At 68.6% G+C, this 13,207-nt stretch carries 14 protein-coding genes and 1 pseudogene; 5 read left to right on the top strand and 10 right to left on the bottom strand.

Annotation, left to right across the window (positions count from 1 at the left end; all coding sequences use genetic code 11):
* Positions 1–75: 75 nt before the first annotated feature.
* Both ACWEPX_RS01420 and ACWEPX_RS01415 read left to right on the top strand, forming a co-directional pair.
* Complete coding sequence (locus ACWEPX_RS01420; protein WP_451895077.1) at positions 76–1,245, top strand: tyrosine-type recombinase/integrase; 1,170 nt, start codon at positions 76–78, stop codon at positions 1,243–1,245.
* A gap of 430 nt (positions 1,246–1,675) precedes the next feature.
* A pseudogene (locus ACWEPX_RS01415) lies at positions 1,676–1,943 on the top strand (transposase); the annotation flags it as partial.
* 9 nt (positions 1,944–1,952) lie between these two features.
* On the opposite strand, the gene ACWEPX_RS01410 reads toward ACWEPX_RS01415, so the two are convergent.
* The 4 genes from ACWEPX_RS01410 to ACWEPX_RS01395 all read right to left on the bottom strand — a co-directional run bounded on the left by ACWEPX_RS01410 (position 1,953) and on the right by ACWEPX_RS01395 (position 6,678).
* Positions 1,953–2,216, bottom strand: a complete 264-nt coding sequence (locus tag ACWEPX_RS01410) for a DUF1883 domain-containing protein (RefSeq protein ID WP_451895076.1) — start codon at positions 2,214–2,216, stop codon at positions 1,953–1,955.
* Positions 2,217–3,026: 810 nt separating this feature from the next.
* A complete protein-coding gene (locus ACWEPX_RS01405) occupies positions 3,027–3,218 on the bottom strand; it encodes a hypothetical protein (protein ID WP_451895075.1) in 192 nt (63 codons plus the stop codon).
* A gap of 303 nt (positions 3,219–3,521) precedes the next feature.
* Complete coding sequence (locus tag ACWEPX_RS01400) at positions 3,522–5,939, bottom strand: tetratricopeptide repeat protein (RefSeq protein ID WP_451895074.1); 2,418 nt, start codon at positions 5,937–5,939, stop codon at positions 3,522–3,524.
* A 169-nt stretch (positions 5,940–6,108) separates the two neighbouring features.
* A complete protein-coding gene (locus ACWEPX_RS01395) occupies positions 6,109–6,678 on the bottom strand; it encodes a recombinase family protein (RefSeq protein ID WP_451895073.1) in 570 nt (189 codons plus the stop codon).
* Positions 6,679–6,950: 272 nt separating this feature from the next.
* On the opposite strand from ACWEPX_RS01395, the gene ACWEPX_RS01390 reads away from it, so the two are divergent.
* Positions 6,951–7,244: a hypothetical protein gene (locus tag ACWEPX_RS01390; protein ID WP_451895072.1), complete on the top strand. Its 294-nt coding sequence runs from the start codon at positions 6,951–6,953 to the stop codon at positions 7,242–7,244.
* 182 nt (positions 7,245–7,426) lie between these two features.
* On the opposite strand, the gene ACWEPX_RS01385 is transcribed toward ACWEPX_RS01390, so the two are convergent.
* From ACWEPX_RS01385 to ACWEPX_RS01375, 3 genes are all read right to left on the bottom strand, one after another.
* Positions 7,427–8,152, bottom strand: coding sequence for a YfbU family protein (locus tag ACWEPX_RS01385; protein WP_451895071.1), 726 nt, complete (start codon positions 8,150–8,152; stop codon positions 7,427–7,429).
* 182 nt (positions 8,153–8,334) lie between these two features.
* Positions 8,335–8,799, bottom strand: coding sequence for a sigma-70 family RNA polymerase sigma factor (locus ACWEPX_RS01380; protein ID WP_451895070.1), 465 nt, complete (start codon positions 8,797–8,799; stop codon positions 8,335–8,337).
* A 687-nt stretch (positions 8,800–9,486) separates the two neighbouring features.
* Complete coding sequence (locus tag ACWEPX_RS01375) at positions 9,487–10,362, bottom strand: hypothetical protein (protein ID WP_451895069.1); 876 nt, start codon at positions 10,360–10,362, stop codon at positions 9,487–9,489.
* A 274-nt stretch (positions 10,363–10,636) separates the two neighbouring features.
* Here ACWEPX_RS01375 and ACWEPX_RS01370 point away from each other — a divergent pair, with 274 nt between their 5' ends.
* Complete coding sequence (locus tag ACWEPX_RS01370; protein WP_451895068.1) at positions 10,637–10,837, top strand: hypothetical protein; 201 nt, start codon at positions 10,637–10,639, stop codon at positions 10,835–10,837.
* 197 nt (positions 10,838–11,034) lie between these two features.
* The gene (locus ACWEPX_RS01365; protein WP_451895067.1) at positions 11,035–11,571 is read left to right on the top strand and encodes a toll/interleukin-1 receptor domain-containing protein; all 537 of its coding nucleotides are present in this window, start codon (positions 11,035–11,037) and stop codon (positions 11,569–11,571) included.
* Here the strand turns inward: ACWEPX_RS01365 and ACWEPX_RS01360 are convergent.
* Genes ACWEPX_RS01360 through ACWEPX_RS01350 form a run of 3 tightly spaced genes read right to left on the bottom strand, consistent with a single transcriptional unit; the run spans position 11,543 to position 13,135 of the window.
* Positions 11,543–11,917: a site-specific integrase gene (locus ACWEPX_RS01360; protein ID WP_451895066.1), complete on the bottom strand. Its 375-nt coding sequence runs from the start codon at positions 11,915–11,917 to the stop codon at positions 11,543–11,545. The two genes, ACWEPX_RS01365 and ACWEPX_RS01360, sit on opposite strands and share 29 nt — an antisense overlap.
* Positions 11,914–12,642 carry a DUF4145 domain-containing protein gene (locus tag ACWEPX_RS01355; protein WP_451895065.1) on the bottom strand — a complete coding sequence of 243 codons (729 nt, stop codon included), beginning with the start codon at positions 12,640–12,642 and terminating at the stop codon, positions 11,914–11,916. Before ACWEPX_RS01355 ends, ACWEPX_RS01360 begins: the two co-directional genes overlap by 4 nt.
* A 10-nt stretch (positions 12,643–12,652) precedes the next feature.
* The gene (locus tag ACWEPX_RS01350) at positions 12,653–13,135 is read right to left on the bottom strand and encodes a DUF2157 domain-containing protein (RefSeq protein ID WP_451895064.1); all 483 of its coding nucleotides are present in this window, start codon (positions 13,133–13,135) and stop codon (positions 12,653–12,655) included.
* Positions 13,136–13,207 lie beyond the last annotated feature (72 nt).

Genomic DNA, 13,207 nt, shown 5'->3' with positions numbered 1-13,207 from the left:
TGTCAACCGACCCCCACACCAACCTCGAAGGAGCGGGCATGGCTTGGGTGGAGAAGTGCGGCAACGACACCTGGCGTGTGCGCTATCGCCGCGACGACGACACCATCGGATCCATCCCCGGGTTTCCCACCCAGAAAGCCGCCGCCGACCACGCCGAGGACATGGAGTCCGAGCAACGCAAGGGCATTTTGGCACGACCCGGCGGCAGGTCGGCTCACAGTCGAGCAGTTCCTGCCGGACTGGCAGGACGCCCTCGACGTCGACATCCGCACCTCGGAGAACTACGGCAGCATCCTGCGCAACCACATCCGGCCGCGCTGGGGCACCACCGCGATAGCCGACATCAAGAACCTCAAAGTCCAGGCATGGGGCAAAGAGCTACGGGCGGGCGGGCTCGCTCCCGTCACGGTGGCGGGCATCGTCAAACTGCTGTCGCTGATCCTGTCCGACGCCGCCGACGAGAAGCTCATCACCGCCAACCCCATCCGCCCCCGGCGGCGAGGCCGCCGCCGGCACTCCACCCGGCCCAGGGAGAAGGTGTGGGCCGAACCCGCTGACGCGCTGCGCGTCGCCGACCAGGTCGCCGCCCAGTACGGGCCGGGCGGGGCGGTGCTGGAGGTCACCGCCGCGTGGACCGGCGCGCGGTGGGGCGAACTCGCCGGACTGCAACGCCGGAACCTGCGCCTGTTCGACGACGACACCGGCCACTTCACCATCGACCCGGACATCGGCTCGTTGCACGAGTCCGCCTCTGGACGGCTGTGGCTGGGTCCGCCCAAGACCGAGGCCTCGGCCCGGACCGTCACCCTCGCTCCGTTCAACGTCCGCCTACTCCGCGCCCACCTGGCCACCCACGACCACAGCCACGTCTTCATCAGCCCCGAGGGCGACCTGCTGCGCCGCAGCAACTTCGCCCGCCGCGCCCAACGCCCCGCCGCCGACGGCAACCTCGCCGCCAACAACCCCAGACTCAGGCTCCATCCGGTCAAACCCGGCCTGACCTTCCACGGCCTGCGCCACAGTCACAAGACCTGGATGATCGCCGACGGCATCCCCGAGATCGCCCAAGCACTCAGGCTCGGCCACCTGCTCAAGGACCCGGTCCAACACACCTACTCCCCATGTCGCCGCCGAGGTCGAAGCCCGCCTGGTCCAACGCCTTCAAGACCGCTGGGAGAAAGCTCTCGCCAACCTCCACCACGACCTCGACACCACGTGGCGGGCAGCCGCGTGACTTGGTTGTAGAGGAGGTGGCGGGGACGGGGGGTGGGCTAGCGGGTGCAGATGGCGGTCTCGGGGCGAGATCAGGGGCGAAGGTGCCCGGCGGTGCGGAGGCAGCGCGGTACCCAAGGCCTCGGCTGGCGGCGTGGACGCGGGTCGGACACACGCGGCGATGAGCTGGTTCCGTTCCATCCAAGCATCCGGCGCTAGGCGGGGAACGTCGAGGCCAGCGCAACTTCGGGCGCCTGCAGGACCGCATGCACGTGGCGCTGCCGAGCGCGGGGCTGCGCACCCCGCGGCCCGTGACATTCTACGCCTTCGACTTGTGGAGCTGAGGGGATTCGAACCCCTGACCCTCACACTACCAGTGCGGTGGTCGCGCGTGCTCCAATCTGCTCCACCTACCCCAGTGAACCGGCGCTCGTGCCACCTGCGCGGGGCCGAGTTGGACGGCAGACCCGGCAAGCTCCACGCCGACAAGGCCTACGACCACGCCCCTGCGCCAGTGGGTCCGCGACTGGGGCATCCAGGTGCGGATCGCCCGCAAAGGCGTCGACACCAGCAGCAAACTCGGCTGGCACCGCTGGGTCATCGAACGCACCATCGCCTGGCTCACCGGCTACCGCCGACTCACCACCCGCTACGAACGCCAACCCAACAACTACTGCGCCTTCCTCACCCTCGCAGCCGTTTTCACCTGCTACAAGAAGCACCCCACATGAGACACCCCCTTAATCAAATGGGCCATCGAGCCAGTACTTGATTCGCCCCGAGTAGCTATCGATCACGAGGTACCAGAAGTCGTCATACGGTATCTGCAGGGCGACAGGGTTTGACTCCCAGAAGCCGCCGTAGAACTCGTACTCATCACCGTCGAGATACGCTTGATAGTTGTCGGCATCCATGAGGCAAACCCGCGCGGTCGATCCACGCAGCCTGACCTCGAAATCAGCACCGCCTGCGCACGATCCGATCTCGCTCCACAGGTGTTCCATACTGCTCTTTATAGCGTCTGGCGATGTTCGGGTGAGCATCACCCCCGACCGCAGAAGCGAAGCACGCCGATCCCGGAATGCGGACTCACCCGATCGGGTGAGTGTCGGCCAGGCCAACCCCAAACCGTCTTGAACGACTGGCCCCGACGGTGAGGATGAGTCGGTGTCTATGCCGAAGCCGTCGCCGCGAGCCGCGACGGCACGGCCTAGGTCGATGCTGGGAAGGCTGCTCTGCCGTCCGCGGCGGCGCTGTTCGACGTCGCGCGCACGGTTCAGCAGCTCACCCGGAGAAGCTGGCGACCGGAACCCGGGGCAGGCCAGTGCCGTGCACACCTCAGCGCTGGAACGGATCGTCGAGGTCCTCGCCCAAGGCCACCAAGGCATATTGGGCGCCCATCTTCTCAGGGCGATCGCTGACCGGCGCACGAACGCTGGTCAGCGTGAGCATAAGCGCGCCGATCTCGGCGTAGGCTACTCACCCGACTTGAAGCGGATCTCACCTCGATCCGTGCGAACCTGGAGCTTAAGCTCGCCGCGCTTATCAGGCAGCGGCACGGGGTCGTAGGCCGAATACTCGTATGGAGAGCCAGTTGGCAAGAACGATCAGCACGACAAGGGACGCTGCTGAGTTGGCCGAGTCGAGGTCCAACACCGCCCTGTGCCCGTTGGCCGTGCGCGCTGAGGTGCAGAGGGCCGCCGACGGCCTCGCTCGCTGGCTCGACCAGTCCACCTGCTGCGAGGCACGCCCTCACGACGCGGGCAGCTCGACCACGTATAACGAGCGCGACTGACTACACCCCGGAGGAAACCTTAACCGAGCGCGCCCGCGGCCTGGGCGCCGATCCGGGCGATGGCGCATCCCCACACCGCAGCGGCGGCCACCGGCCACAGAACCGCGTGCAGCAGCGCGGCCGTGGCGGTGTCGTCGAAGGCACCGCGGAAAGCCCATGCCGCGACTGCGCACGCCGCCGCCGCGAGCACCACTCGCGCGAACACGCTCACCGGAACACTCCGCTGAGGACCAGGTGATTCCACGCGAGGGCAGCGTCTGCCCCGCCGCGCGCGCTCAGCATCACCAAACCAGGTCGCCGGAAGGGCGCGGTGGTAGGCCGTCCGCCAGTCAGCGACAGCACGAACCGGCGAACCATTGACACCCAACGACGAAACCAACCCGGCCACAAGGAGGCGGCCACTGACAACGAAACGGCGAACCACGCTGACATCCCAGCGGCGCGTCTCACCGTCGGAGGGGGACGCGCCGGACTCGGGAGACTGATCTTGCGGACCGGGTGATAATCCGCTGTATCACTTGGTCTCGTCCCCCTCCTCTTCGAGCAAGGCCTTCAGGTTGTACACCGCGTTGGTCTCCCCAGTGTCCGCCGCCTGACGAAGGAAGCGTTCGGCTTCCTCGACACGTCCTGACTCGGCCAGCAGCATGGCCAGGTTGTTCGCCGCCCTGGCGTGTCCGGCGTCTGCCGCCTGCCGATAGAACCGCTCGGCCTCCTCGTCATGTCCTGACTTGGCGAGCAGGACGCCGAGGTTGAATGCAGCACCGATGTGTCCGGCGTCTGCCGCCTGCCGATAGACCTGCTCGCTCTCCTCCATACGCCCTAACTGCTGGAGCAGGACGCCGAGGTTGTGTGCCGCACTGGCGTGTCCGGCGTCTGCCGCCTGCCGAAGGAACGGTTCAGCTTCCTTGGCACGTCCGGACTCGGCGAGCAGGACCCCGAGGTTGTTCGCCGCACTGGCGTGTCCAGCGTCGACCGCCTGCCGATAGACCTGCTCGCTCTCCTCCATACGTCCTGACCGCTGAAGGAGGGCGCCGAGGTTGTTCGCCGCACTGGCGTGTCCAGCGTTTGCCGCCTGCCGATAGAACCGCTCGCTCTCCTCCATACGCCCTAGCGGCTGGAGCAGGACGCCGAGGTTGTTCGCCGCCTTGGCGTGTCCGGCGTCTGCCGCCAGCCGATAGAATCCCTCGGCCTCCTCGCCATGTCCTGACTCGGCGAGCAGGACCCCGAGGTTGAACGCAGCACCGGTGTGTCCGGCGTCGACCGCCTGCCGATAGATCTGCTCGCTCTCCTCCATACGCCCTGACCGCTGGAGCAGGACGCCCAGGTTGTACATCGCGTCGGTCTCGCCGGCGGCTGCCGCCCGTCGGAAGAACCGCTCGGCCTCCTCGACTCGTCCCGTCTCGACGAACAGGACGCCCAGGTTGTACATCGCGTCGGTCTCCCCGGCGGCTGCCGCCCGTCGGAAGAACCGCTCGGCCTCCTCGGCACGTCCCGTCTCGACGAACAGGACGCCCAGGTTGTAGTGGGCGGTGGGGGTGTTGGCTTTCAGCCAGGCTTGCTCGGCGATATCGGTTCGTTGGGCGTGGTAGGCGGCGTTGCCGATGTCGATGGTGTCGTCTGCGGTGGTGGTGTGGATGAGGCGGTGCCAGGTGGTGTCGTGGACGGCGCCGGTGAGGGGGCTGGTGTGGTGTTGGGTGCGGTCGAGGAGGTAGTCGGAGGCGAGGTAGCCGTCGTGGTGGGTGGGTTGGAGGCAGGAGCTGGCGCCGAGGACGCGTTGGGTTGCCCAGGTCAGTCCGGTCTCGATCGGGGGGAGGTCGGCGCGGTCGCGCCAGGCCGGGGGGAGGAAGTCGCGGTGCAGGTCGTTCAGCAGGTCGGTGGGGAGGGGTCTGTGGTGTCCGGCGCGGCGGCAGTCGACCGCAGCGCTGATGAGGGCTTGGCCGAGGATGAACTCGGGGCCGTCGCCGATGCTCCAGCGGTCCATCATGGCGGTGCCCGCGGCCAGGTACTCGGCGAAGCCTTCCTCGGCGGCCAGCGCCCGCCGCACGCGCGGGTCGGTGCGGGCGATCTCGCTGGCGCGGTCGCGTTCGGGGTCGGTGAGGGTGGCGGCCACGCGCAGGCGGCGGCGTCCGCGTAGGTGGCTGATCAGGTCGATGGCGGCCTGGTCGATGCCGGGGGCGTGGTCGGCGGTGGCGGCGTGGGTGAAGCGGGCCAGTTCCTCATCGCGCATGGTGGCCACCACCGCCACCTCCGGGCTGGCGTCGGGGCACAGCCGCTGCAGCAGCGCCAGGTCCAGGCCGTTGGGGCCGAGGTAGTTCTCCAGGTCGTCCAGCCACACCACGCTCCCTGGAGGTATCGCGGCGGCCTCGACCAGCTCGCGCAGCGCGGCGCCGTCGCGGGGGACGAGCAGGTGGTGGGTCGGGCGCAGCCTGCGCAGGGCTTCGGCTGCGGCGCGGGACTTGCCGACCGCGGCGGGGCCGTGCAGCAGCACCATCCCGCCGCTGTGGATGGCCCACTCCAGGTCCTCGTCGATGTCGCGAGGCACGTATCGGGGCAGGTCCGAGCCGTCCTCGCTGTGGGTGTCGATGGCGGGCTTGACCCGCAACCGCAACAACCCCACCTGCTCCACGAGAGGCAGCCGGCCATCCACCAGATGCAACGCCCGCCCCAGCAACGGGTTCCCCGTCTCGGCGCCGCCCACGGGCTGGTGTGCGGGGCGACCCCGCGCCCAGCGCCACAGTCTCACCGTTCCCGGCACCACCAGGGTCAGTGTGGCGATCGCCGCTGCCAGCCAGCTCACGCCCTCCATCACGTTCCGGACCACACCGCCATCGGCGGGCAGCCAGGACAGCAGCCCCCACCGCAGCACCGCGAACACCACCGCGGCGAAACCGGCCACGATCACCAGCGCCCGCGGCCACCGACGCACAGACATCACGCTCCACCACCATCCACCCGCCCGGCGGCGCGGGCGATCACCCGTCCTGGGGGACTGTCGCACAACTCACCCGACCCGCTACACCACACAACCGAGCAGGCCATGAGCAACGACCGGTCGTCCCGGACGATCATCGTGGCCGGTCGGCTGACCAGCGGTGATCTGGCTAGCTGTCGGCGGCGCGGTGGTGGGCGATGACGGTGTGGACGGTGCCGATGGAGAGTTCGGTGGCGGCGGCGATGGTGCGGATGGATTCGCCGTCGGCGTGGCGGGCGAGGATGATCCGGCGTTTGTCGGCGTCGACGACGCGGGGGCGGCCGCCGACGCGGCCGCGGGCGCGGGCGGCGGCGAGGCCGTTGCGGGTCTTGCGGACGATGTCACGGCGGCGGTCCTCGGTCAGGGCGAGCGCGAGGTCGAGGATGAGGTTGCGCTCGGTGTGCTCCCCGGCGGCGATGCCCTCGAGGACCTTGACGGCGATGCCGCGGGAGAACAGGTCGTTGAGCACGAGCAGGCCTTCGAGGAGGTTGCGGCCGAGCCGGTCGACCTCCTGGACGGTGAGCATGTCGCCGGGGCGCATGTAGTCGATCGCGGCGGTCAGCGCCGGACGGGCGTCGACGGCGAGCGTGCCGCTGATCTTCTCCTCGAACACCTTCACGCACAGTGGGTCGAGCGCGTCGTGCTGCCGCGCGGTCTCCTGCTTGCTCGTGCTGACCCGCACCAGCCCCACCAGCGCCACGCAGACCCCTCGATTCGTTCAGCAAACGTGTTCAGCAACCGGCCTGGAGCCTACATGTTGTTGAACGGGTTGTTGAACATGTCCACGTGATCGGAGGCCGACGCGGGGGCGCGAGGGGCACGTGTTCAACAGTCGACCGTTTATTGAACGGTCCTGCGGTGGGCCATCCGATGATGCCCGTCTCTGTGCTTGTCGTGACGCACAGGGTGCGGCACCATGTGACACACGAGGTGACGTTCCTCGTGTGTCACCGCTGACGAGGGAGACGCGCCATGCCCGCTCCGCACACCGACCGACGACCGGACGTCCTGCGCTGGGCGGCCGAGCACGGGTGGGAGCACGAGGAGGCCATGTTCGACAACGGCCAAATCATCCGCGACGAGTTCCGCAAGGACGACATGGTGCTGCGCGGGGTGTGGCTGCGCACCCCCTACAGCGACGCGATGTGGGCCCGCGGCCTGCTGGAACGCCCCATGCGCGCCCCGATGACCGTGCCGCGCGTCGCGCGGTCGGCCAGTCGCCCCAGCATGGAGGCCGTGCTCACCGGCACTCAACCCGGCATGTGAGGCGCCGTCCGCCCAGACGCCACCACACGCGCGACCACCGATCGCGCTTGAGCGTTTCCCTGGCGGCCCCACGGCCGCCAGGGCGCGGACTCGTAGCCCTCGTCGTCATCGGCTGACATCCACTACCGTCGCGCTGCCATGCCTGACGTGACTCGACATCATTTACTGGACTTCGCCGCAACTCAGGCCTTGATGGCGGCGATCACCTTCTGCAGGTCGTGTATGTCCAAGCGGTAGATATCGAAGCCGCGGCTACCGCTGTTCTCCTTCCGGGTGGCGATCACCGACTTGTACGCGGGGAGCATGCGTTGGTAGCTGGCGAGGGCGGGCATGTGGGAGTTGCCTCCGTCGCGCTCGTCGTCGAAGTGGTGGGCGAGGGTGCTCCACCTTCCGTCTCGGATCAAGTACTCGGCGAGACCGGCCAGCCGCAGCTCTCGGGAGTCGTTGTGGTCGAATCCCTTGAACTCGAGCAGGTGTCGACCGTTCTCGCCCAGTGCGGCGAGGTCTTCATCGTTCAGTCGGCCAATCGCGGCCTCCAGGACCGTGAACATGTCCAGGATGTCCATGAGCAGGCCGCACTCGCTCGGACTCAGTTCCGCGTCGACCATGAAGAACTCCTGGTGGTACTCCGTGGTGAAGCCGCCGTTGAGCACCTGGATGCGCCGAGCGTGGTAGTCGTCGTGGTCGTCGCTCAGCTTTTGCAAGATCTCGTGCAGGAGCACGAGGGTGCGGCGCTGGACCATGCTCATGCTCCGCGGCGTATCCGCTCGGGGAATGTCGACGTCGACACCGAGGAGCCCGCCGATCGCCTCGCGCAGTAGGTCGCTGACCGACGAACTTCGAGTATGTGCGAGTTCTTCCAGTTGAACGCGCATTCGATCGTCGATGCGCAGTGTGAGAGTGGCCATGACATCACCCCGTAGTACGTAAGGTTCAATGTATTACAGAATACGCCTTGTAGTTCTGCGCGCAACCCTTGTGCTCAGCGGGGCCGCAGATCGGCCAAGGCGATAGCGGTAGATCCGCACCCTCGTCGCCCGCGCAGCCGGGCGATTCGACCTTTCTTCGAGGTCGCTGCGCCCGCGATCTCCTACGTGGTGTCGCCCGTCTGAAGGGACTGGCCTGGGGAGAGAAGGTTCTTCATTCGGCCCACGCCCTGGCTGGTCAGCGCCTTGACCGTGTCGACGGTGCAGCCCAGTTCGGCGGCGGCCTCGGCGGCGGAGAGGTCCAGCACGTACCGGGCGACCACGGCGGCGCGTTGGCGCGGCGGGAGCTGCTGCAGCACCAGCAGGACGTGGTCGCGGCTGGCGGCCGACCCGGCGATGTCGGTCGGGTCGAGTTGGCCGGTGATCTCCTCCGGGGTGGCTTTCCTGGCTGTGCGCAGGAACTCGTGGTAGATCGCTTTGCGGGCGTAAGCGACGGCGTTGTCAGCGGGCATCCGCCGCCACCGCTTCAGGCAGCGCAGCAGGGCCTCCTGCACGACCTCCTCGGCGTCCCACTGCCTTCCGGTGAGCATGACGGCGTAGCGCAGGAGCTGGGTGTAGCGCTCCCGCACGAACTCCTCGAACTCCAGCAGCCCTGGGGAGGCGTCGATCCCTGCCTGCTGGCGTAGCAGGGTCGTCAGGTGGGCCAGATCGTGTTCGGTGAGGTCGAGTGCCTTCCCGATGGCCTCGACCAGCCCTTGGTTCGGTCGGGCCTGCCCGTTCTCGATCTTGGAGAGGTACCCCTTGGGTGCGATGGATGCGCCGGGCGAGGGCGTTCAAGCTCATCCCCGACTGCTGACGCAGTTCGCGTAGGACGTTTCCCAGCCGCCCGGGCATCTCGGCGACGGACCGAACGGCAGCCCTAGCTGGCGCGACGTAGGTGACGCGGTCGAATCGGGCGGTGAGGTCGGTGTTCCGCTCCCGCGCGCCCCGGCGGTCGCTGCGGGCCACCGCCTCGGCGATGAGCCGGGGTTCGGCGGTGAGGCGGACCAGACGTGCCCCAAGGCCGGACAGAGAGCTCGTGTCGAGATCGGCCAGCAGGTCCAGCAGCTCCTCGGCTGCGGACGACTCGGCGTCGGTGGTTCTCGGTCCGTGGTGGAGGAGTTCGGCGCGGGGCCGGTCCAACCGTTGGAGGGCTTCTGCGCGGTCGGGAGTCGGGGCCTGTCGCTGTAGGGCCTCCACAGCCGCGTGGAGGGCGAGGAACAGCCTCAACTCCAGCCCGTCGAACTCGTTGCGGTCGCTGTCTCCTGTCGTGTTGGTCATGGCCGTCCTCCTTCCCTGGCGGCGCGCACCTTCTTGCGGTAGCGGGAGATGGCCATCTTCAGCGCGGCCTCGGTCATGCCGACCTGCACGGCGATGTCGGAGTACTCGGCCCCGGTGTGCACCAGCCGGAGCAGGGCTTCGCGCAGGCGGGGGTCGGTGGCGGCGGCCAGGGCGTCCCCGAACTGGACGGCGGTGATGGCGAGCTCGGCCGGGGCCATGGCGGATGCGGGGTCGACGTGCAGGAGAGCGCGGTTGTCCTGCACCGGCCGGTCGAGGGGGAGGAGCTGACGGCGCGGCTCGTACTCTTTGACCAGCCAGGCTCGGAAGACGTTGGGGAACTCGAGGACACAGCTTCCAGCGAAGAAGGTAGTCAGGGAGGCCCCGCCCGCGGGCGACCACAGGCCGGGGACCAGGGCATGTTCCCGGAAGGAACGTAGTGCTGCGGCCACGGTCTCCAACGCCAGTTCCTGGCGGTCGTCGTCACCGGCGGGACCGGCCAGGTGCGCTCGTACACCATCCGGGCTTCGGACAGGCCGACCGCGGTCGGCGACCAGTCTGAAGATCTGACCGCGCCGGATCCACGCGCGCGTCACCGGCAGCCCGTAGCCTGTCAGCACCACGGTGAAGATCTCGTAGGCGGGTCCGCGGAAGCCGTCGCGACGCAGCCGGTCGACCAGAGAGGCGTCGGCGAGCAGTTCGGCCATCCGTCGGGCGGCCTGCTCGGCCTCGACGCGCTCATCCGTGGCGAACCCGTCGGAGTGCAGCTCGCGCAGCTCGATCTGATGGGCGAGGAAACCCTGGTTTTGTGGTTGTAGGTGCGCGCCAAGCCGCGGCGCTGACCCGCCGCCGACCTGCTCGCCGCCCTCACCCATCGCCTCCGGCCTTCCACCTTGTCCCTGGACGCCGCCGCCTCCAGAACACGAGGCGCCGCTCACGGTGCTTCACACGCTCCGCAAGCTCCCCGCGCAAATCACACACACCCCTCATAGGTCGAGCCGCACGCGCCAGGTAACAGTCGGGATCAAGATTTTTTTGAGACCCTCGTCCCGCTCTCCTCGCCGTTACCTGACCTGCATGTCAGCACCTACTGCCTCTCCACAAGAACCACCGCCCCGGGCTCGGGGCACTGATCGCGTGGAGACGACGATGACCGACGGCCCCGACAACCGACGCCGCCAGCCGATGCTCACCATCCGGACCGCACTGCTCATCCTCGCCAGCCTCCTCACGGCCACCGCCGCCGGGCTGCTGATGGCCCATGCCGACCATCCCCCCGCGCACGTCATCCTCACCGCAGCGGCGTGCTTCGCGGCCACGATGAAGTTCCTTGACTGGCTGATCGGCTAACCACGGGCCGCGTCCACCTAGCAGACCCGGCCAGGCCGGGCCACGCCGCGCGGCTGTCGCCCGCCGCATCGGCCGGGCGCGGGTCAACGGGGTGCCAACAACCGGTCAAAGACAAGACATCCAGCGGCCAGGGGAGCGCGTGCCCCTCCGAGCCTCCTAGGCTGAACGGCAGTCCGCGCTCACTCCGGGGAGCTGATGTGGAACGTACTGTGTTCATCAACTACCGCGGTACGGACAGCCACAGCTACGGCGCTCTGCTCTACCACCATCTGGTCGGCCGCTTCGGCGAGGACCTGGTGTTCCTGGACTGCCAGTCCATCCCCGCTGGCGCCGACTTCGTCGTCGAGCTGCTGGGTCGGGTGCGGTCGGCCCGCGTGCTGCTGGCGGTGATCGGCCCCCAGTGGCTCACCGCCACCGACCCCGCGACCGGGCGGCGGCGGATCGACAACCCGCACGACTGGATCCGCCGAGAACTCCGGGAGGCGTTCGCCGCCGGTGTCACGGTGATCCCGGTGCTGACCGAGCAGATCGCGATACCCGCCGAAGGTGATCTGCCCGGCGACATCGCCATGGTGAGCCGCTGCCAGTACCGGCGCCTGCGTCACCACGACTCGACGGCCGACCTGGCCCGACGGTGGCGGTGTCGTCCGGGTCCACGGTCGGCCGCTCGACGCCGATGGTGGGGTTGCCGGGGCCGAGGTCGTGCTAGGCCAGGTAGCGGTAGAACGAGCTGACCCCGGACAGGCGGCGGCAGGTCGTCGAGGCCTCCGCCCCCGCATCGGCCAAGCCCCCGACCCACAGGTCCACGTGCACCCGACCCGCCGCCAGCACGTCGACGCAGCGTTCCTCGCACCAAGCCAGCCACGCCCGCACATCCTGCAGGTACGAGCGGCGCGTCCGCGGCGACCGCAGGCTCGACAACCACGCCGCGACCAGCAGCCGCTCCCGCTCCGCCAGCCCGAGCACCGCGGGGAACTCCCCGACCGCCCTGCCGACCAGCTCGCCCGCTACTGCGGCCGAACCGCCGATCAACACTCCCTTGGCCGTTGTCGTCTCCAGCGAAGCCACGACGGTGCTCATGACGATGTCGAACTGCCGGGTTTGGTGAGCTTCGACTTGATTCCGTCGGGCAGCTTGTTCCAGAGATCACCGGTGACGGCCGGGCGCGTGATCAGCTCGTCCACCAGGTCGTTGGCCGTCTCCAGCAGGAACTCCAGCATCGCCGGGCCCTCGACGTCATCGAGGACCATTACCGCCAGTTCCCCGGGCTGCTCGCTGTGAAGAGCCTCGTTGCCGGTGACCCGCACGACGTCGAGCATCTGACCCACCGGGGTGCTCACCCCGCGCGCCTTGATCCGCTCGATCCTGCCAGCCAGGTTTGCGCCCTTCGGCGCCTCGGGATCCAGATGCTTGATCAGCCGCTCCACTGTCGCTCGCGCCAGCGCAGCTCCAGCCCGCCGCGACACCGCCGCCACGCGCGCGGCCTCCTCGTACAGCTCCCGCACCTCCGCTGGCATGTCACGGTGCGCCGCTTTTCCCAACCTGGCCAGTGGAAACACGATGTTGCCGTCGTACCAGAGAGTCGGAAGCCCGCATCGGACACACACAGAGGCCTGCCACCGCCACCGGAGGTCATCACTTACGCGCTCGACGCCGAGATGAAGCCCCTCCCAAGACTGGTGCGCGAAGTGACCGCAGCGGGGGCACTCGAAACCATCCTTCTTCACTGCTGGCCGATGATCACCTGATTCACCGTGCTCGGTTCCGAACATGCTGAGTACCGCTTCGCGCTCCTCGGGAGTCATGGCCGAGACGCTAGCGGGGGGCACCGACAGACCGGGTGATACAGCGGATTATCACCCGGTCCCCGTGATCAGTCCCCCGAGTCCGGCGCGTCCCCCTCCGACGGCGCCGACACGAATTGAGCCAACGCCGCGGGCACACCCCGCTCGAACCTCGCGTCGGCGAAGTCGGTCCAGGGCGACGGCGGCCCGCCCGGCTGCCATGCTGGCTGACCAGCAGACCAGCCAGGAGCAGACCCGCGGTCGCCCCCAGCACCACAAGGCTGCGCGCCGGGCGCGACAGGTCCGCCCAGGAGGTGGCGACCGTCAGCGCCGCGCCCACAAGGACCAAGCCGCCACCGAGGTACGCGAGGATCTCGCTGCGCCTAGCGGTCGTCGGGACCCGTTCCTCGGCGAGGGCGTCACGCACCGCATCGTGTTGCCAACTGGCCAGAACGCCCTCCCCAACCAGCTTGCGCAACGCTGCTTCCTGTTCCGATGTCAGGACACGGTCCATGACTGCTCCCTGTTCGCCGCGTGCACCGCCCCGTCGGGCATCCGAAGGCGATCATGTCCAGCGCGCAGCAAC

It is taken from the genome of Actinokineospora sp. NPDC004072, from assembly GCF_053604195.1.
This window is presented reverse-complemented; position numbering and strand designations above follow the sequence as displayed.

Excerpts from the sequence above, each read along its gene's own strand:
- ACWEPX_RS01410 (WP_451895076.1), bottom strand. The coding sequence starts at position 2,216 with ATGGAACACCTGTGGAGCGAGATCGGATCGTGCGCAGGCGGTGCTGAT.
- ACWEPX_RS01400 (WP_451895074.1), bottom strand. The coding sequence starts at position 5,939 with ATGTCTGTGCGTCGGTGGCCGCGGGCGCTGGTGATCGTGGCCGGTTTC.
- ACWEPX_RS01390 (WP_451895072.1), top strand. The coding sequence starts at position 6,951 with ATGCCCGCTCCGCACACCGACCGACGACCGGACGTCCTGCGCTGGGCG.
- ACWEPX_RS01385 (WP_451895071.1), bottom strand. The coding sequence starts at position 8,152 with ATGGCCACTCTCACACTGCGCATCGACGATCGAATGCGCGTTCAACTG.
- ACWEPX_RS01375 (WP_451895069.1), bottom strand. The coding sequence starts at position 10,362 with ATGGGTGAGGGCGGCGAGCAGGTCGGCGGCGGGTCAGCGCCGCGGCTT.
- ACWEPX_RS01370 (WP_451895068.1), top strand. The coding sequence starts at position 10,637 with ATGACCGACGGCCCCGACAACCGACGCCGCCAGCCGATGCTCACCATC.
- ACWEPX_RS01360 (WP_451895066.1), bottom strand. The coding sequence starts at position 11,917 with ATGAGCACCGTCGTGGCTTCGCTGGAGACGACAACGGCCAAGGGAGTG.
- ACWEPX_RS01355 (WP_451895065.1), bottom strand. The coding sequence starts at position 12,642 with ATGACTCCCGAGGAGCGCGAAGCGGTACTCAGCATGTTCGGAACCGAG.
- ACWEPX_RS01350 (WP_451895064.1), bottom strand. The coding sequence starts at position 13,135 with ATGGACCGTGTCCTGACATCGGAACAGGAAGCAGCGTTGCGCAAGCTG.